Here is a 19,262-nt window from a genome sequence, read left to right on the forward strand (position 1 = left end):
TATCACATTTTTTTTGCAAAGATATTGCATATTTCAAAATATCCTACTACCTTTGCATCGCAATTGAAAAAAAACCTTCTTCAGTAGCTCAGTCGGTTAGAGCATCTGACTGTTAATCAGAGGGTCGTTGGTTCAAGTCCAACCTGAAGAGCAGGAAAGTTCGTTGGAAAACGAACTTTTTTTGTATCTGTTCCTTTATAAGGAAGATAATACCCAAATACTTCTTCGTCCACCGCCTATGAAATACGGAGTTTCCAGAAAAACATTATTGATTACCGCCGGAATCGTATGGCTGATTGCCGGAGCGAACATCTTACGTATCGGGATTACCTGCTGGGTAAATTATAAAGCCTATTGGTTGTTCAAGGTCTGCGAGGCCAGCCTCATCTTTCTTTTGTTTTTCGGATTCATCTTTCACAGACTCTACCGGAAACATACCGGCCGGATTTCTCAAAAAGAGGACAAGAACTGTCCGTTTGCCTTTTTTGACACCAAAGGATGGATTATCATGGCATTCATGATAACCTTTGGAGTATCTGCACGCCGGTTCCAGCTTCTGCCGGAATCCTTCATCGCGGTTTTTTACACCGGACTTTCCCTTGCCCTGATGGGTACAGGAATCCGTTTTCTGATCTATTGGTGGAAGAGCCGGAAACTCTTATAGATTTTCCAGAGCAGTCAATAACAAGGTACGCTTTTCCGCAATAGACTGCTTGGAATATAGAGTGATGGAAGTCCATAGCATCAAATCCTCCAATCCTACCGGATACGCCTCCCCTCCCGAACGGTCGAGCGCCACCCGCTGGAGCATGACGTAATCCATGCCTTGGTGATGGGCATCCCAACGCAACGCCTCTTCGCCCCAGCGCTTCCAACAGGGATCCTCATATTCGGATATATAAATTTCATCATCTTCCCATTGCTCATACGGAGAATGCCCTTCGATGTAAATACGCCGATGTTCTCCCTGCCAGATTCCCTTGGTTCCTTGAAGTTCGAAATCCAGACTTCGCGGACGAGGCAATGTCGTATCATGAGTCAAGGTTATCAGAATTCCTTTCCGGGTTTTCATCTGAGTAATAACAATATCCCCCATAGTCACATCGTATGTTCCTTCTCCTCCCCGTTGCCGGACAAAGGCATTCAGTCCACAGGCCCGTGACGCAAAAGCAGTCAGTTCAACTACCGGGTCTGTTCGCGGAATACCGGCTGCCAGACAAAGCGGTGCCAGCCCATGCGTAGGATATAAGTCAGCATTTTCTGTCAGATAGAACCGACTACGCCAGATGCCTTCCGGCTTGGCAGGATTACCGATACCTCCCGAAGCATCTACCAGCATATCGCGCAAATCGTGCCTGTAACCGCCACGCATGGCAACCAGCTCCCCCAACACACCGGCACGGACCAGGCGGACCATTGCCATGTTCTCACGCAAGAAAAGCGTATTCTCCAACGGATAAACAGACAAATTACGTTTCCGGGATTCTTCCAGCAACGGACAATATTCATCTTGAACCAAACCACCACGGATCTCCAACGCAATGTGACACCCCTGCCGCAACGCATACAGTCCCTGCTCCACATGAAAACGCCACGGTGAAGCAATAAAGACCAGTTCCGGCCGGCATTCATCAATCATCCGCCGATAGTCAGAAGCGCCCTGTGCGTACAACGGACACGGCAATTCCTCCGGTGCGGCCGGTTCAGGATCTGCCACAGCCAGAATTTCATATACAGGAATGGCCTGTAACAACCGGAGCAGATACTTACCCCGGTATCCGGCTCCTATCACGACAGTTCTGATACGCTGTTCCATAGAAACAATTATGCTGATTCGGTTACAAAGCTATAAAAAAGAATGTAGTTTCTACGCATGACGCGGACGAATCTTACGTACAAACGACGACAGCGTGCGCCGGATAGTTCCTGTCAGAATAATCATGGAAACAGCAATCAGAATCAATACAATACCTACTCCTTCCTGAGCGGTAAACCGTTCGCCGAACACAAAGGCACCGATACATACGGCCGTTACCGGTTCCATAGCCCCCAGAATGGAAGTCAATGTGCCTCCGATATGCCGTACAGCCAACAACAGAGTAATGTTCGAAATGACAGTAGGCAATACAGCCAGCAATATGAGGTTTCCCCACGCCCAAGTATCAGGAACGGGTTGCAAACCTCCTCCTATCCATAGTTTACCGCCAAACATCAACGTGGTGAAGATAAATACATAGAAAGCCAGCTTACGACTGTCCATCCCTTTCAGACGAGACTTGTTCACCACCACAATGTAACTGGCATATCCAATGGCCGACAATAGTACAATACCGACTCCCAATACATCCAGTGTCAAGTCAGATCCTTCCATCGACAATCGGCTTACTCCGCAGACAGCCAATGCAATAGCCAACCAGGTCACCCAAGAAGCCTTTTCCCGGAACAAGGCCAACATCAGCAGCGTGACAAAAACCGGATAAGTAAAATGAATGGTAGTAGCAACTCCGGCTCCCATGAAATCATACCCCCAAAACAGGAACATGGCAGAAGCCGTATAAAAGAAAGCCAGCAGAATAAACAGAGGAACATCCTTCCACGACACCCGGAATGACTCTTTCTTGACCACCATCATGATTCCCAATGCAACGGTAGCCAACACAAACCGATAGAACAGAATAGAGTCAAACTTCATCCCCTGCTGCATCAGCGGCAGGGTAAACAACGGAATCAAGCCGAACGTAACGGACGTGATGATTCCATAAAAGAAACCTTTCAGACGATTCATAGCACTTATCTTGTTTTCATTACAATATCGGTCCTTGCATAACTCAGCCGACCATACCCGATTGGGCGCTGCAAAGGTATGAAATTCGATGTAAAATACAGTAACATCCGGTTTCGGGAACACATAAATACATATTCTGAACAACTTAAAAACAAATCATACCCCTTAAAACCATCCAGAATCTGTACATTTACTGACACGAAAGGAAGTGTATCATCGCCTTCCATTCCATACGGACCGATTAGTTATCACTTAAATATAAATATATGAGACCAAAATCTTCTACATTCTTCAAACAATGGGCCGGACTATTCTTGTTGGCAGTTCCCCTTGCTGCCACGGCCGCCAATGATACCATCCGCGTCAATCAACTGGGATATTACCCGCACCAGGAAAAGATAGCAGTGACAGACTGTAGAGACATAAAAACATTTACAGTCACCAATACCTCCACCGGACAAACCGTATTTTCCGGAAAGCCTTTGTACTCAGCATCTTCCGAATGGTCGGACAAGGTACGTACCATCCTCGATTTCAGTCCGTTGAAAGTCCCCGGAAACTACCAGCTTACTATCGACGGGAAATATACCGTTCCGTTCAGCATCAGCAATCAAGCATTGCTTCCACTCAGCCGGGCAGCCCTGAAAGCCTTCTATTATCAGCGCTGCAGCCTGCCTATAGAAGAAACCTATGCCGGGAAATGGACCAGACCTGCCGGACATCCGGACACCCAGGTCATCATCCATGCCAGTGCTGCCTCTTCCGAACGTCCTGCAGGCACCGTTATATCCTCTCCCAAAGGATGGTATGATGCCGGCGACTATAACAAATACATTGTCAATTCCGCCTTTACCATCGGACTGATGCTTTCTGCCTATCAAGCATTCCCTGAATACTTTACGAAGCTGGAGACCAACATTCCTGAAAGCGGAAACGGCATTCCCGATTTATTGGACGAAACCTATTACAACCTGGTCTGGATGCTCAGCATGCAAGATCCGGCAGACGGTGGTGTATACCATAAACTGACAACTCCCTCTTTCGAAGGATTCATCCGTCCGGAAGACTGTAAACAGCCACGCTATGTTGTCCAGAAATCAGTCACAGCCACTCTCGACTTTGCAGCTGTCATGGCACAGGCCTCCCGACTGTTCACTCCTTACGACAGTCATTTCAAAGGTTTCAGCGAAAAAGCCATTCAGGCAGCGGAAAAAGCTTACGCTTGGGCAGCAGAACATCCGGAAAGCTATTATGACCAACGACGGCTGAACAGCCAGTTCCAACCGGCCATCTCGACCGGCGAATACGGAGACCGGAATGCTCAGAATGAGTTTTTCTGGGCTGCCACCGAACTATATCTGAGTACCGGAAAATCGATGTACCTACAGGATGCAGCCAAATATGCCCCGCATCAATATACGCTGCCCGTCTGGGGAAATCTATCTGCGCTTGGAGTATTTTCCTGGATGCAGGCATCTGCCCAAAAGCAGGAAGCCGGACAGAAATTCTTACCCGGACTGAAACAGAGTCTGATTCATCTGGCAGATTCCCTCATCCAAGGAGCGGACGTTACTCCCTTCCATGCACCTTATGGTCACCATACCCAAGATTTCTTCTGGGGCTCCCTCTCCGACCAATGTGCCAGCCAAGGCATTTCTTTGATTCATGCTTATCTGCTGAGCAAAAAAGAAACCTACCTGAACAATGCTTACCGGAACATGGACTACCTGCTAGGTCGGAATGCTACGGGTTACTGTTACGTGACAGGAATCGGTTTCAAGAGTCCGAAACACCCACATCACCGACTGTCGGTTTCCGACGGAATCAATGAGCCTATTCCCGGTTTTCTGGTGGGAGGCCCCAATCCACAACCACAGATGGGACTTCCGGCTTTCACCTGTGCACCCGACGAAGCCTACCTGGACCAGGAACTGTCTTATACGACCAACGAAATCGCAATCAACTGGAATGCTTCGCTTCTGACTTTTTCTGCAATGCTGGACGCATTGGCTTCTTCGGAAAACGGCCAGTAAAAAGAAACATTCGGCCCAATCAGCGAAAAAACACTTTCCCGTCTCATTTGAATTCACTATTTTTGTTTAACCGGCAAATGATTTCATGAATCACCCGATTTTAATTCACCTAACAACATCACAGCATGATAGAAAATGAACGAGACAGCCGCCATGAACACGTTATCAATATAGCCAGACAAATGATGACCGCGGCACGTACTGCCCCGAAAGGCAAAGGAGTAGACATTATCGAAGTAGCCTTGGTTACGGGCGACGAACTGCAGCAACTCTCGAAAACAATGGTGCAGATAGCCGAAGAAACCGGTATGAAATTCTTCCTGCGGGATGCAAACAATATTCTACAGGCCGAATGTGTAGTCATCATCGGTACCCACGAACATGCACAAGGGCTGAACTGCGGCCATTGCGGATTCCCTACCTGTGCAGGCAGACCTGAAGGTGTTCCCTGTGCCATCAATTCGGTCGATGTAGGCATCGCTATCGGTTCGGCGTGCGCCACAGCCGCCGACATGCGGGTAGATACCCGCGTCATGTTCTCCGCCGGACTGGCAGCCCAACGCCTGAATTACCTGGAAGGGTGCAGAAGCGTCTATGCCATACCGGTAAGCGCCTCTTCCAAGAACCCATTCTTCGACCGCAAATCCAACCAGCCCGAGAAATAACAGAAACGAAGGCCTGTCGGCAAACCTTAACTACACACGTGCCAACAGGCCTTCACTTTTGCATGAGGCCGGATTTTCAATTTTTTTCAACTTTCCATGGAGGCAATCTTGCCCGAAACTTTCCCTCTATCGCCATACATATCCAATTCTTCCGGATGATTTTCCACCCACCGGATAACGCCATCCTATCCCTCATCAAGGAAAGAAAGTTCCCGTAAAAGCCACAGTTCAGGAAATGCCCGGCTGTTCCTCACAGACAGCGGCCATCACACCGCTTTGTTGACCTTTTCCATCCACGACTTGTCATAATTTTGTAATGTCAGAATAGCAAAATAGAATATATTCGTGTTAAAAAAACGGATAAAAGGCTATTTTTCATGTTTTAGAACATATTTTTCGTAAACAATTCGTATCTTTGCAGTGTTAATAATACAGATATAAGAATATAGATGTAAAACTTGCTTTCCGAAACGCGGAAAGCACAAAAGCAAATGAGTATGAAAGAGAATGTAAATGAAATCGTGATGTTGCAGTACCGTATCAAACGCTATCAGGCAATGGGCAACGGTGCTATGTGTCAGGCATTGAACAGCAAACTCCAGAAACTGCTTGCTCGTCAAGCTTGATTAAGTAAATAATTTTTAAATGATATGCAAAGAGGCAGGAACCGAAATGGTTTGCTGCCTCTTTTCTTTTTAGAAGATATCCATAGCGAATGGATAAAAAAAAGCTGTCCGATTGCTAATCAGACAGCTTTTATACATTATTATTCCATGTGAGAACTGCTACTTAGCAGTTAACGACACGTTCCAACCATTTCACCATGCCCAGCATGACTCCCATCGAGATAAGACATACGACAAAGAATACTGTCCAACATTCCCAGATAGGAAGCTTGTTATACATCAACGGACCTACCCACAAGAAAATGTTACCTACGGCAGTAGCCCCCAGCCACAAGCCCTGGCACAAACCCTGTACGTTCTTGGGAGCCACCTTCGAAACGAATGAAAGGCCCAACGGAGAAATGAACAGTTCGGCAACGGTCAGGAAGAAATAAACTACAATCAATACCCACGGACCGGCTTTCATACCAGCCTTGGCAGAGTCGGCCATTGCCTTGAACTCTGTACCCGAAGGATAATCCATAACTACAGAATAGATGGTCAGGAACAGGTAAGCCAGACCGGCAACAGCCATACCGATAGCAATCTTTCTAGGCGTAGAGATCTCCTTGCCACGACGGGTAAACAGTCCGAAGAACCACATGATTATCGGAGTCAGTACAATTACAAAGAACGGATTGACAGCCTGCCAGATTTCAGGAGCGATACTTTCTGTTACCACAAAGTCACGGGCGAACAACGAAAGTGACTGACCGTTCTGATGGAACGAGAACCAGAAGAAGATAACGATTGCCAACACTGCAAACAAAGCATACATACGCTGCTTGATTTCCTTAGCCATCGCAGCTTTTTCTTCCGGCGTATAATCGACTACTTCTTTTGCAGTCTTCTTACCCGGAGTAGGGAAAATATTACGGTTGATGATGAAGATAAACAACGAAATCAACATCGCCAGTACAGAAGCGATGAAAGAATAGTGGATACCTGTATTGAATACATCCAGATACTGTGTACAGAACGGAGCCATATCGGCCGACATCGTACCACCTACCTTGATGACCAGTTCAGACATGTTGTTGAAGCTGTCGGCAGCCATACCCGCACCTTCCTGAAGATACTGATGGCACAGCGCCGGAAGGTCAGCATTATAAGCCAGGTTATGAACCTTCAGCCACCATTCCCGCAGCAACGGAGCGATGAACGGCGCAATCAGACCACCGACATTGATGAATACATAAAATATCTGGAAACCGGAGTCACGACGGCTTCTGGCAATCTTCAAAGCTTCAGGGCCCTTTTCTGCGGCTTCTTTCTCGAAATTGTCGTACATCTGACCGACAATCGCCTGCAGATTACCTTTGAACAGACCGTTACCGAAAGCAATCAGGAACAAGGCAAGACATGTCAACGGAAGCAGCCAACCGATGTTGGATTCTGTCGACAATACCGGAACAGAAAGGATAACGTATCCCAAAGACATCACTATCAGTCCGGACATGATAGTAGCCTTATAGTTTTGTGTTTTGTCGGCGATGATACCCCCAACCAGGCTCAATACATAGATACCGCAATAAAATACCGAATAGATAATGGAGCTGGTTTCATCGCTCAGACCGAATTTGGAGCAGAGGAACAGTACCAGCACGGCATTCATGATGTAATAGCCAAAACGTTCGCCCATGTTAGATATTGCTGCAGCCAGCAAACCTTTTGGATGATTTTTAAACATAAGTAAATGAAGATTTAATGATTAATAATTTTTATATTTATCTGCAAATATAAGACAAAGCGTTGAAATTTCCATAAGGATGGATGAAATTAAGTCCGAAATATCAAGGAGTTCTGATAAAAAGAATCAAGGCAGAACCGCTGACCAATACTCTACCGCCGACACATATATAAACAAGTCAACCGGAATGTTTCTTCCTATATCAACCTCCACCCGACAATCAGAAGTACAAACCGACACTAACTTTTCAAATGGTTAATCCATTAAACGACTTTGCCTATACTTATATTTACGAAAACAATAAAAAAACTCCTTGTAAGTATTTAACCTACAAGGAGTTATATATCTACTATCGTACTCGAAGCGGGACTTGAACCCGCACAGCCATTACTGGCCAAGGGATTTTAAGTCCCTCGTGTCTACCGATTCCACCATTCGAGCAGCCTTTCAAAGAAGAGCGGAAAACGAGACTCGAACTCGCGACCCTAACCTTGGCAAGGTTATGCTCTACCAACTGAGCTATTTCCGCGTTTACGGGTGCAAATGTAGGGAGTTTTAGCATAGCTTCCAAACATTTCACCCGTTTTCTTTCCAAAAATTAACGTCAGCGTCCCAAGAGTGCGCGTTCTGCAGCTTCCACCTTATCGAAGTGGAAACCGGAAACCACCTCCTGCATCAGCGCTTCGATGCGGTCGTTACACAAGTTACCGATACTACCCTCGTGGGTATGATGAACTTCCTTGTTGTGAGTGAAATTACCGGCTTCGATGTCCAGACCAACCTTTTTATAGGCATCGCGGAAAGGCATACCTTCCGAAGCCAGACGGTTCACTTCTTCCACACTGAACATATACAGATACCTGTCATCGTCCAGGATATGTTCGTTAATCTTGATTTTGTTCATGATGTACGAGGCCATCTTCAGACAGTCCTTCAACTCGTCGAAGGCCGGCAGGAACACTTCTTTGATAATCTGCAAGTCGCGGAAATAACCGCTCGGCAGGTTGTTCATAATCATCATAATCTGCTGAGGAAGCGCCTGAATCTTGTTGCATTTGGCACGAGTCAGCTCGAACACGTCCGGATTCTTCTTATGCGGCATGATGCTGGAACCGGTAGTACATTCGTCCGGAAGCTTCACGAAACCGAAGTTCTGACAACTGAACATACAGGCATCGAAAGCCATCTTCGACAAAGTTCCCGCGATGGAAGCCAGCGCAAAAGCCACGTTACGCTCCATCTTACCACGTCCCATCTGAGCATATACCACGTTGTAGTTCATGGAGTCGAAGCCCAACAGGCGGGTGGTCATTTCTCGGTTCAACGGGAACGAAGAGCCATAACCGGCAGCCGAGCCCAACGGATTGCGGTTGCACATCTTATAAGCCGCCTGCAGGAACATCATATCGTCCACCAGACTCTCGGCATATGCGCCGAACCACAGGCCAAAGGACGAAGGCATGGCAATCTGCAGATGGGTATATCCCGGCATCAGCACATCCTTATACCGGTTGCTCTGTGCTATCAGGATATGGAACAGATCGGTCACCGCCTCGGCCACTTCCTGCAGCTGCGTACGGGTAAACAGCTTCAAATCGACCAGTACCTGGTCGTTACGCGAACGGCCGCTATGAATTTTCTTGCCGACATCGCCCAGTTTACGGGTCAACATCAGTTCCACCTGCGAGTGTACATCCTCGATACCGTCCTCGATGACAAACGTACCGGCCTCGGCCGACGCATAGATTTGTTTCAGTTCCTCCAGCAGGATTTTCAGTTCGTCGGCGGTCAACAGGCCGATACTTTCCAGCATGGTAATATGTGCCATGGAACCCAGCACATCGTGTTTTGCCAGATACAAGTCCATCTCGCGGTCACGTCCCACCGTGAAACGGTCGATTTCCTCGTTCACCTGGACATTCTTCTCCCAAAGTTTCTGAGCCATTTTCTTACTGTTTAAATTAATATGGTATCATGGCCAGCATATCGGCCAGTTTCTCTACTCCTTCCTGCAGCGGTTTGGAAACCATTGCCTTCATGAACATGTTCACTTCGGCACGGATGGTCACCCGCATCTTCGCCTGCTCTTCGCCCACCGGAAGAATCTGAATCCACAGATTCATGGGAACCGGCGACTTGTCGCCTTCAAACTTGATACACTTCGGTTCTTCCCGTTCGATGATACGCAAAGTCAGGCTGATACCCTGAACCTTGATGGTCAATGAATCCTGGTCGAAGGTCATGTCCTCCAACTTCCCTTCGAACTTATCCTTGAACTGTTCCAGACGTTCACGGACAGATGCCAGATTATTCAAATCGGACAATTTATGATAGACACGTTCCTGACTGTATGGAACCTGCTTCACACTGCTTTCAAACTGTACTGCCATAACAAAATAAAAAATAGACACGGACTACACCGAGCCACGTCTCCCGAAAGAAACCGTGAATCTGTGCGATCCGTGTCCGGCTAATTATAGATTCAAAAAATTATCATTTCCCTGTCCAGTGAGCCGGGTCTTGTCTCCAAGCCTGCAGCACCGGAATATCTTCTTCCTTGATATAGTCTGTCTTCAAGGCAGTTTCCAGAACGGCATTGTAGTTGGTCAGTGTCACCAGTTCTACCTTTGCGCTCTTGAAGGCTTCTACAGAAACATCGAAACCGTATGTGAAAGAAGCAACCATACCGATAACTTCACAACCGTCGCGACGGATAGCCTCAACAGCCTTCAAGCTACTGCCACCGGTAGAAATAAGGTCTTCTACTACGACAACCTTCATTCCCGGACGAAGTTCACCTTCAATCAGATTTTCCAATCCGTGGTCCTTCGGACTTGAGCGGACATATACGAACGGCAGATTCAGTTCTTCGGCCACCAGAGCACCTTGAGCGATAGCTCCTGTAGCAACACCTGCAACAGCATCGGCATCGCTGAACCTCTCAAGGATAGTACGACAGATTTCCAACTTCACGAAATTGCGGAGTGCTGGATAAGACAGTGTCTTGCGGTTATCGCAATAAATCGGCGATTTCCAACCTGAAGCCCATGTAAACGGGTTAGCCGGTTGAATCTTAACAGCTTTCACTTTCAGCAATTTTTCTGCAAATAATCTTTCCAAAGCTTTCATAACTTAACTAATATCTGATAAACGTTTTTGCAAAATTATGGAAATACATCAAGATTAGAAAATTTACGTGTATTATTTTTTAAAAAACTCGCCAGAATGTATCATTTGGCCCACGCCAATGTAACGACACTGATACGTATACCGGGTATGGAAGACAAGGCATCGGCACAGGCAGTCAGCGTAGCCCCCGTGGTAAGCACATCGTCCACCAGCAGGATATGCCTGTCTGCCAGCGAAGCAGCCTGTACGGTAGCGGCAAAAAGTCCGTCGGTGTTCTGCCAGCGTTCATAGCCCGACTTATGGGTCTGGGTCCGGTTGTTGTGGGTACGGACCAGAGCATCCGTACAGAGCGGGATGCCCGTCTGCTCCGAGATACCCTCCGCCAACAGTCCGCTTTGGTTATACCCCCGCTGACGCAACCGGCAAGGATGCAGAGGGACCGGAATCAAACAGTCGATACCATCGAAGAAACCGGTTGCCGACAATTCTGCCGCCAGCCAGTTCCCCATCTGCCGGCATACTTTCCGCCTGCCGTAATATTTCATGCCATGCAGCATGGAAGCCACTTCTCCCCCTTTGGCATAATAGAAGAGCGACGAAGCGCGCTCAATCGGGAACCGCCCCCAGAACTGACGTTCCATACCGTTGCCGGGCGTGTTTCCCAACCCCGTAAAAGGCAGGCCGGACAAACAGGACAGACAAACGACTGATTCATGGACCAACAGTTTCTTTCCACATCCCATGCAGGTACGCGGGAAAAAGAAGTCCTTAAAATCCTTCCACAGGCTCATCGGCATCCACCTGTTTCACGACCTTCATGATTTCATCCATGGTAAATCCGCGCCCGGCAGCGAAACGTATCAGTTTGGCATTCCGCTCATATCCGGAAGCAGCCTTGACGCTACGGGCCTTCTGCTTCAGCAGGCGGTCCAGCATCCGAAGATATTCCCCTTCATCGATTTCTTCCAGCCCCTCCTGAATCTGAGCAGCATCCAACTGCTTCATCCGAAGCGCCTGGACAATCTTCATCCGGCCCCACTGGTTGAACCGGTACTTATCCCTCACAAAGAAGCGGCAGAACCGGACCGCATCCAGGTAGCGTTCCTTCTCCAGGTGAGCGATAATCGCGGGTATCTGCTCCTCGTCCGCCCCCCATCTGCGCAATTTCTCCATTACTTCCGACGGGCATCGTTCGGCTGCCGAACAATAGACTTCCGCCTTGTTTATCCATTTCTTTATCGAATCCTCATTCATGGTCGTACAGCTTTTATCATCCGGTCATTCCCCGACAGGTCCTTCCGGAGTTCTACATCTACATATCCTATAGAACGCAGCAACGCTACCGTTTCGCCTCCATAAGCCTGATTGATTTCATAATAAAGGGTACCGGAAGGAACCAGCCGCTGCCAGCCGATTTCCGCAATCCGCCGGTAAAACACCAGCGGGTCATCATCGGGGACGAACAAGGCCAGCCCCGGCTCCCAGTCCAACACATTCCGTTCCATGGAACTTCTTTCCTTTTCGGCGATGTAAGGAGGGTTACTGACCAGAATATCCACCGGAAATGCCGGGCAATCTGCCTGAAGCACATCCACCTGCTGCAAAGTTACTTCCACACCGTTGCGGACCACATTCTCTGCCGCCACCTGCAGGGCTGCTTCAGAAACATCCCAGGAAAACACACGGGGATTTTCCAGCCTGCGGGCCAAGGCAATAGGAATACAGCCACTCCCCGTACCTACATCGAGTACCGTCTTTCCGGCTACCCCCCGGTAATCGGCTACAATCCAGTCTATCAGTTCCTCCGTTTCAGGACGCGGTATCAGCACTGCCGGAGTCACCTTCAACGACAAGCCACAGAAAGAAGCCTCTCCTATTATATATTGAAGAGGCTCATAGCGTTTCAGCCGCGACAGAATATCCTCCAGCCTCGTCCGGCTATCTATGGAAAAATTCGTATCTTTGCCTGCATACAAATCGACAGCAGACAGATGGAAACAATCGGTCAGAATCCATTTGCCTAATGCAGCAGCCTCACCGGCGGGATAATACCCCGCCAAGGCCTGTTTGATATAATCATATATAGGATGCATAATTACGCAAAAGTACGAAAAAACCATCAAGATATGACAACAGATGAGAAATATATCCGCCGCTGCATCCAGTTGGCACGCAACGGCCTCTGCAACGCCGCTCCCAATCCCATGGTCGGTGCAGTCATCGTATACCAGGGACGCATCATCGGCGAAGGTTATCACGCCCGTTGCGGCGAAGGACATGCCGAAGTGAATGCCATCCGCTCGGTAAAGGATGAAAGCCTGCTGAAGGACTCGACCATCTATGTAAGCCTGGAGCCCTGCTCCCATTACGGGAAGACTCCTCCCTGTGCCGACCTGATTATCCGGAAAGGAATCCCCCGGGTAGTGGTAGGATGTACGGACCCTTTCCCGCTGGTAGCCGGCCGGGGCATCCGGAAACTGAAAGAAGCAGGCGTTGACGTCAAAGTAGGCGTACTGGAGGAAGAATGCAAGGCGCTGATTAAACGGTTTGTCACCCAGAACATCAGCAAACGGCCGTACATCACCTTGAAATGGGCCCAATCGGCCGACGGCTTTATCGATGTGGAACGTACTTCCGGTCAGCCGGTAGTGCTTTCCACCCCTATCACCTCCATGTACGTACACAAGCAGCGTGCCGAGCACCAGGCCATTCTGGTGGGCAGACGGACCGCTCTGCTGGACAATCCGTCACTGACCGTACGGAACTGGTACGGAAAGAATCCGTTACGGCTGGTCATCGACAAAGACTTGTCTCTGCCTGCCGGTTTGAAATTGTTCGACAGAAGTGTACCTACCGTCGTATTTACCGCCCGGGAAGCCGCTTCGGAGCCCAACCTGACTTATGTGCAACTGGATTTCTCACAAGATATCCTTCCACAGATCATGAACGAGCTGATAGAGCGGAAAATACAGACTTTGCTGGTCGAAGGAGGAAGCTGTCTGCTCCAGTCCTTCCTGGACGAAGAACTCTGGGACGATATCTTCATCGAGCATTCCGCCCAGATTCTCCGGCAAGGAGTCGCCGCTCCGGCAGTAAAGAAGGGTTACCCCTGCGACTATGAGCTGCGGGACAGTATCTGTGTGAGTCATTATTACAGATGATGTTCCATTCATTCAGACAAACCCCTCCGATATTCGGACTCCAATGGGAAAACATACATTTCCCGCATGCAGGATGTATATGCTGCATGCGGGGAATATACGTTCCGGGTACAGAGAATAAAGAATTAATACGGATACACGCATCATTTCCTCCCCGACAAAACATAAAATGCGTGATTTGGTGGACAAAAAAGGGGCGTTTATCCATAATTTTATATAAAACTTGGTATAAAAGTGGAGATTCGACAAAAAACTTTCTACTTTTGCAACTTGTAACAAAAGAACTCATTTACAAATGAAAATAAAGTTTTTGCCACTGATCGTTGGTTTATGCAGTACCGTATGGATGTTGACTTCATGTCTCAATGACGACGTTGAGGAAATTACATACAGTTCAAACACCAGTATTACAGGCTTTTCTATAGGAATATTGCACATCGAGAAGACAGGAATCGCCAAAGATGGCAGTGATAGTATCTTTACGGATACCATCGACTGCAGCAAATATCCTTTTACCATCGACCAGCTGAACCGGACCATCGAGAATAAAGACTCTTTACCGGTGGGTACGGATGTTACGAAAGTTCTGACAAACATTACAGCCGACACTTATTATATCTATTACGAGAAACCGGACGGTTCGAATGTAAAAGACACCTTGTGGACCAACACGGACTCTATTGACTTTACCAGACCTGTTATCTTCAAGGTATTGGCTTACAGCGGCGTAGTAGGTAAATCATACCAGGTAAAAGTGAATGTTCACAAGCAGGTTCCAGATTCTTTGCAATGGAATTTCGTAACCAACAAGTTTGACCAGGGCATAAAACTACAACGTCAGAAAGCAGTCTATGCCGCCAATCATATCTATGTATTCGGTCAGAACACAGCCGGAGAAACCGTCATCCAGTGGTCTTCTGTAAGCAATGGAAGTTCAAGTGCCTGGCAGACCCTTCCGGTTGAAGTTTCCGGAATTGACAGCTATTCAGCTACAAGCTGGCAGGGAGCTGTCTACTTTGTAGCCGGCAAACAGCTCTACCGCATTGACCCGTCTACAAACAACTGTACTCCGGTCACTACAGATGCGGCAATCAGCCAACTGATTGTAGGCGGAGATGTACTTTATGCCTTCAATGACCAGCAGCAAAGCGGTTATCTGTCCGACACCTATCAATGGACAACAGACACCGAAGCCGAGACATTGAAGCCTTTGGCAGGAAACCGCATTTCTGCAACGGCATTCCCGGTTGAGTACAACACAAGTATCAAACGGGTGGTAGCACTCAGCCACAACAACGGGACAGCAGAAGCCGATACGACAGCCATAGTAGCCAACCGGCTTTCTATCGAGAATACATGGAACATCTATACACCGAACACTCCGGTCGTTTGTCCGAATCTGAAGAACATCTCCATGATTTATTACGACAAGAAGCTCTATGCATTCGGTGGAGGCAATGCCAATGGCACCATCAAGCCGTTCGAAGCTTTGTACTGTTCCATCGACAACGGACTTTCATGGAGAAAAGAAACAAGGAATATCATCTTCCCCAAAAAGGTATCTGATAGCAACCCGAACCTGAAACCTTTCGCACAGTATTATACAGAAGGAGAAGGGACCTACTCTTGCGCAGTAGACCAGGACAACTTCATCTGGATAATCTGGGAAGACGGATCCATCTGCCGCGGCCGTATCAACCGCCTGGGATTCGCATCAAAATGGTAATCTTTTAAAAGAGAGTAAAGACTATGCAATATCTAGAACAGCTGGATAAAAAACGGATTCCGTCACACATTGCCATCATTATGGACGGCAACGGACGCTGGGCCAAACAACGGGGACAGATCCGCTCTTTCGGACATCAGGCTGGTGCGGAGACTGTACATACCATCGCCGAAGCCTCGGCACGGTTAGGCGTAAAGTTTCTGACTCTTTACACCTTCTCTACCGAAAACTGGAACCGCCCCGTCGATGAAGTAGCGGCCTTGATGAGTCTGCTCATGGACTCCATCGAAGAGGAGACATTCATGAAAAACAACATCAGTTTCCGGATTATCGGCGATACCGCCAAACTTCCATCCAATGTATTGGAAAGACTGGAACAGTGTATTGAGCGTACCTCTAACAATACAGGGATGTGCCTGACACTGGCACTGAGCTATTCATCCAAATGGGAACTGACCGAAGCGGTGAAGCAGATAGCACAGGAAGTCATGGCCCACAAGCTGGATCCGAACGCCATCGATGACAAAACCATCGACAGCCATCTGGCTACATCCTATATGCCCGACCCGGACCTGCTGATCCGTACCGGAGGAGAAATACGGCTAAGTAATTATCTGCTTTGGCAATGTGCTTATTCAGAACTTTACTTCTGCGATACTTTCTGGCCCGACTTCGGTGCAGAAGAACTGTATAAAGCAGTTTATGACTATCAACAACGAGAACGCCGATTTGGCAAAACCAGTGAACAAATATAACCCAGAAACATGCGATACCTTTTTCCAATTAGCTTGTTTACGCTTGCTTGCTCATTCTGCCTTCCTGCCGAAGTATTCGCACAGGAAGTGAATGATACGATTTACAAACCGACCATCCTCTATAACGGCACTCCCAAACAATACGAGATAGCCGACATCCAGGTGGAAGGTGTAAAGAATTACGAGGACTATGTATTGATCGGGATATCCGGTCTGGCTGTCGGACAAACCATTACTGTGCCGGGCGATGACATCACATCGGCCGTGAAACGGTATTGGAGACACGGATTGTTTTCATCCGTACAGATAACAGCCGAAAAGATTGTGGGCAATAAAATCTATCTGAAGATTTCATTGTCACAGCGCCCACGTATCACAGACATCGTATACCATGGTGTAAAGAAGAGTGAAAGAGAGGATCTGCAAGCAAAACTGGGACTGGTAAAAGGTAGCCAGATTACTCCGAACCTGATTGACCGTGCCAAGATTGTCATCAAGAAGCATTTCAGCGACAAAGGTTTCAAAAACACGGAAGTCAATATCGTAGAACGTGAAGACCCGGCCAATAAGGAACAGGTCTATGTGGATGTGTTCATCGACAAGAAGGAAAAAGTCAAAGTACACCAAATTACCATTGACGGCAACACGGTACTGACAGACAAGAAGCTGAAACGCGTCATGAAAAAGACCAACGAAAAAGGTAAGCTGATTAACCTGTTCCGTACCAAGAAGTTTATCCAGCAGAATTACGAAGACGACAAGCAGAAGATTATCGACAAATACAACGAACTGGGTTACCGTGACGCTCAGATTGTTACAGACAGCGTATCGACATACGATGACAGGACAGTCGATGTATACATGAAGATATATGAAGGAAACAAATACTACGTGCGTGACATCACATGGGTGGGAAATACCGTATATCCTTCTGACTTGCTGAACGAACAGCTCCGCATGAAGAAAGGAGATGTATACAACCAGAAGCTGTTGAACGACCGTATCTCGAACGATGAAGACGCAATCGGTAACAACTACTATAACCGTGGATATGTATTCTACCACCTCGACCCGGTAGAAGTCAACATCGACGGCGATTCCATCGACCTGGAAATGCGTATTACCGAAGGTCCTCAGGCTACCATCAGCCGTGTGCGTATCAACGGTAACGACCGTCTGTATGAAAACGTAGTCCGCCGTGAACTTCGTACACGTCCGGGCGACCTGTTCAGTAAAGACGCGCTGGAACGTTCTTACCGTGAAATTGCCCAGATGGGACACTTCAACCCAGAAAACATAGATCCACAAGTACAGCCTAACGTACAGGACGGTACGGTAGACATCAACTGGAACCTGGAATCCAAAGCCAACGACCAGGTAGAATTCTCTGCCGGTTGGGGACAGACAGGTATCATCGGTAAGCTGAGTCTGAAGTTCACCAACTTCTCGTTTGCCAACCTGTTCCGCAAGAACGACAACTTCCGCGGATTCCTGCCACAAGGTGACGGACAGACACTGACCATCAGCGGACAGACCAACGGTAGCTATTATCAGTCATACAGTATCTCCTTCCTGGACCCGTGGTTCGGCGGCAAACGTCCGAATTCACTTTCCGTATCGGCCTTCTATTCTGTACAGACTGACGTAAGCAGCCAGTATTATAACTCTGCTTACATGAACAACTATTACAATTATCTGTACAGTGGCTACGGTAACTACTACGGAAACTATTACAACAATTACGAATCATATTACGACCCAGACAAGTCCATCAAGATGTTCGGTGTATCTCTGGGTTGGGGTAAGCGTCTGAGATGGCCGGATGACTACTTTACGCTGATGGCAGAACTGTCATACCAACGGTTCATCCTGAAAGACTGGAGTTACCTGTACATCAAGCTGAACAACGGACAATACATGAACACCGGTAACTGTAATAACCTGAGCCTGAACCTGACTCTGTCACGTAACTCTACCGATAACCCGATTTTCCCGCGTTACGGTTCTGAATTCACGGCTTCTTTGCAGATTACACCGCCGTATTCACTCTTCAGCAAGAAGGATTACTCTACTTACGGAAAAGACAATTACGACGAAGCTGCCAGCATGTACCGCTGGATTGAATACCACAAGTGGAAATTCAAAGCAAAGACCTATACCGCGCTGATGGATATCCAGAAATGTCCGGTTATCATGACCCGTACGGAATTTGGTCTGTTGGGACACTTCAACAAATACAAACGTTCTCCGTTCGAGACCTTCTACGTAGGTGGTGACGGTATGACCGGCTACAGCTATAACTACGCTTCGGAAACCATCGCCCTCCGCGGTTATGAAAACGGTTCGTTGACACCGTACGGAAGCGAAGGTTATGCATACATCCGTCTGGGCGCAGAACTCCGCTATCCGCTGATGCTGGAGAACTCTACCAGTATCTACGCACTGGGATTCGTCGAAGCCGGTAACGCCTGGAACGACGTTTCCGATTTCAACCCGTTCAAGCTGAAACGTTCGGCCGGTGTGGGTGTACGTATCTTCCTGCCGATGATCGGTATGATGGGTATTGACTGGGCATACGGCTTCGACAAGATCAACGGGTCTATGCAGTATAGCGGCAGCCAGTTCCACTTCATCATCGGACAAGAATTCTAAT

General features: G+C 47.9%; 17 protein-coding genes and 3 tRNA genes. 9 read left to right on the forward strand and 11 right to left on the reverse strand.

The genetic code is table 11. The features are described from left to right. The first annotated feature begins 77 nt into the window (after positions 1-77). Positions 78-151 (forward strand) — tRNA-Asn (locus tag C510_RS0104500). Positions 152-238: 87 nt separating this feature from the next. Then, a complete protein-coding gene (locus tag C510_RS0104505; RefSeq protein WP_022339229.1) occupies positions 239-664 on the forward strand; it encodes a hypothetical protein in 426 nt (141 codons plus the stop codon). Here C510_RS0104505 and C510_RS0104510 read toward each other — a convergent pair. Beyond that, the gene (locus tag C510_RS0104510) at positions 659-1,816 is read right to left on the reverse strand and encodes a Gfo/Idh/MocA family protein (protein WP_018710142.1); all 1,158 of its coding nucleotides are present in this window, start codon (positions 1,814-1,816) and stop codon (positions 659-661) included. The two genes, C510_RS0104505 and C510_RS0104510, sit on opposite strands and share 6 nt — an antisense overlap. Positions 1,817-1,867: 51 nt before the next feature. Next, positions 1,868-2,785, reverse strand: coding sequence for a DMT family transporter (locus C510_RS0104515; RefSeq protein ID WP_018710143.1), 918 nt, complete (start codon positions 2,783-2,785; stop codon positions 1,868-1,870). A 266-nt stretch (positions 2,786-3,051) separates the two neighbouring features. Between C510_RS0104515 and C510_RS0104520 the strand changes: the two genes are divergently transcribed. From C510_RS0104520 to C510_RS17810, 3 genes are all read left to right on the forward strand, one after another. Continuing rightward, a complete protein-coding gene (locus tag C510_RS0104520; protein ID WP_081621814.1) occupies positions 3,052-4,818 on the forward strand; it encodes a glycoside hydrolase family 9 protein in 1,767 nt (588 codons plus the stop codon). A 125-nt stretch (positions 4,819-4,943) separates the two neighbouring features. Continuing rightward, positions 4,944-5,483 (forward strand): ferredoxin domain-containing protein, encoded by a 540-nt coding sequence (locus tag C510_RS0104525; protein WP_018710145.1) that lies wholly within the window; start codon positions 4,944-4,946, stop codon positions 5,481-5,483. Positions 5,484-5,980: 497 nt separating this feature from the next. Then, entirely contained in the window at positions 5,981-6,109 is a 129-nt protein-coding gene (locus tag C510_RS17810) for a hypothetical protein (RefSeq protein WP_022339224.1), read from the forward strand. 163 nt (positions 6,110-6,272) lie between these two features. Here C510_RS17810 and C510_RS0104535 read toward each other — a convergent pair whose 3' ends face one another. From C510_RS0104535 to prmC, 9 genes are all read right to left on the reverse strand, one after another. Beyond that, complete coding sequence (locus C510_RS0104535; protein WP_022339222.1) at positions 6,273-7,838, reverse strand: peptide MFS transporter; 1,566 nt, start codon at positions 7,836-7,838, stop codon at positions 6,273-6,275. Between the two features lie 355 nt (positions 7,839-8,193). Then, a tRNA-Leu gene (locus tag C510_RS0104540) sits at positions 8,194-8,279 on the reverse strand. Positions 8,280-8,294: 15 nt separating this feature from the next. Beyond that, positions 8,295-8,367 (reverse strand) — tRNA-Gly (locus tag C510_RS0104545). A gap of 75 nt (positions 8,368-8,442) precedes the next feature. Then, on the reverse strand, positions 8,443-9,783 hold the full coding sequence (argH, locus tag C510_RS0104550) for an argininosuccinate lyase (protein ID WP_018710148.1): 1,341 nt from the start codon (positions 9,781-9,783) through the stop codon (positions 8,443-8,445). Positions 9,784-9,799: 16 nt separating this feature from the next. Continuing rightward, positions 9,800-10,228, reverse strand: coding sequence for an SRPBCC family protein (locus C510_RS0104555; RefSeq protein ID WP_022339221.1), 429 nt, complete (start codon positions 10,226-10,228; stop codon positions 9,800-9,802). Between the two features lie 103 nt (positions 10,229-10,331). After that, entirely contained in the window at positions 10,332-10,967 is a 636-nt protein-coding gene (pyrE, locus tag C510_RS0104560; protein ID WP_018710150.1) for an orotate phosphoribosyltransferase, read from the reverse strand. A gap of 101 nt (positions 10,968-11,068) precedes the next feature. Next, on the reverse strand, positions 11,069-11,758 hold the full coding sequence (locus tag C510_RS0104565) for a ComF family protein (protein ID WP_018710151.1): 690 nt from the start codon (positions 11,756-11,758) through the stop codon (positions 11,069-11,071). Beyond that, the gene (locus C510_RS0104570; RefSeq protein ID WP_018710152.1) at positions 11,736-12,221 is read right to left on the reverse strand and encodes a regulatory protein RecX; all 486 of its coding nucleotides are present in this window, start codon (positions 12,219-12,221) and stop codon (positions 11,736-11,738) included. Before C510_RS0104570 ends, C510_RS0104565 begins: the two co-directional genes overlap by 23 nt. Next, positions 12,218-13,060 carry a peptide chain release factor N(5)-glutamine methyltransferase gene (prmC, locus tag C510_RS0104575; protein WP_022339219.1) on the reverse strand — a complete coding sequence of 281 codons (843 nt, stop codon included), beginning with the start codon at positions 13,058-13,060 and terminating at the stop codon, positions 12,218-12,220. The genes C510_RS0104570 and prmC overlap by 4 nt, the downstream gene beginning before the upstream one ends. A 33-nt stretch (positions 13,061-13,093) precedes the next feature. Here prmC and ribD point away from each other — a divergent pair, with 33 nt between their 5' ends. The 4 genes from ribD to bamA all read left to right on the forward strand — a co-directional run bounded on the left by ribD (position 13,094) and on the right by bamA (position 19,261). Then, on the forward strand, positions 13,094-14,128 hold the full coding sequence (ribD, locus tag C510_RS0104580; protein WP_018710154.1) for a bifunctional diaminohydroxyphosphoribosylaminopyrimidine deaminase/5-amino-6-(5-phosphoribosylamino)uracil reductase RibD: 1,035 nt from the start codon (positions 13,094-13,096) through the stop codon (positions 14,126-14,128). Positions 14,129-14,423: 295 nt separating this feature from the next. Beyond that, the gene (gene bamI, locus C510_RS0104590; protein WP_018710156.1) at positions 14,424-15,854 is read left to right on the forward strand and encodes a BamI family beta-barrel-assembly machinery protein; all 1,431 of its coding nucleotides are present in this window, start codon (positions 14,424-14,426) and stop codon (positions 15,852-15,854) included. A 23-nt stretch (positions 15,855-15,877) separates the two neighbouring features. Next, complete coding sequence (locus tag C510_RS0104595) at positions 15,878-16,609, forward strand: isoprenyl transferase (protein ID WP_018710157.1); 732 nt, start codon at positions 15,878-15,880, stop codon at positions 16,607-16,609. A gap of 9 nt (positions 16,610-16,618) precedes the next feature. Continuing rightward, positions 16,619-19,261 carry an outer membrane protein assembly factor BamA gene (bamA, locus tag C510_RS0104600; RefSeq protein ID WP_025892228.1) on the forward strand — a complete coding sequence of 881 codons (2,643 nt, stop codon included), beginning with the start codon at positions 16,619-16,621 and terminating at the stop codon, positions 19,259-19,261. Position 19,262: the final 1 nt, after the last annotated feature.

The sequence above is a fragment of the Phocaeicola barnesiae DSM 18169 = JCM 13652 genome, assembly GCF_000374585.1.
GTDB lineage: Bacteria > Bacteroidota > Bacteroidia > Bacteroidales > Bacteroidaceae > Phocaeicola > Phocaeicola barnesiae.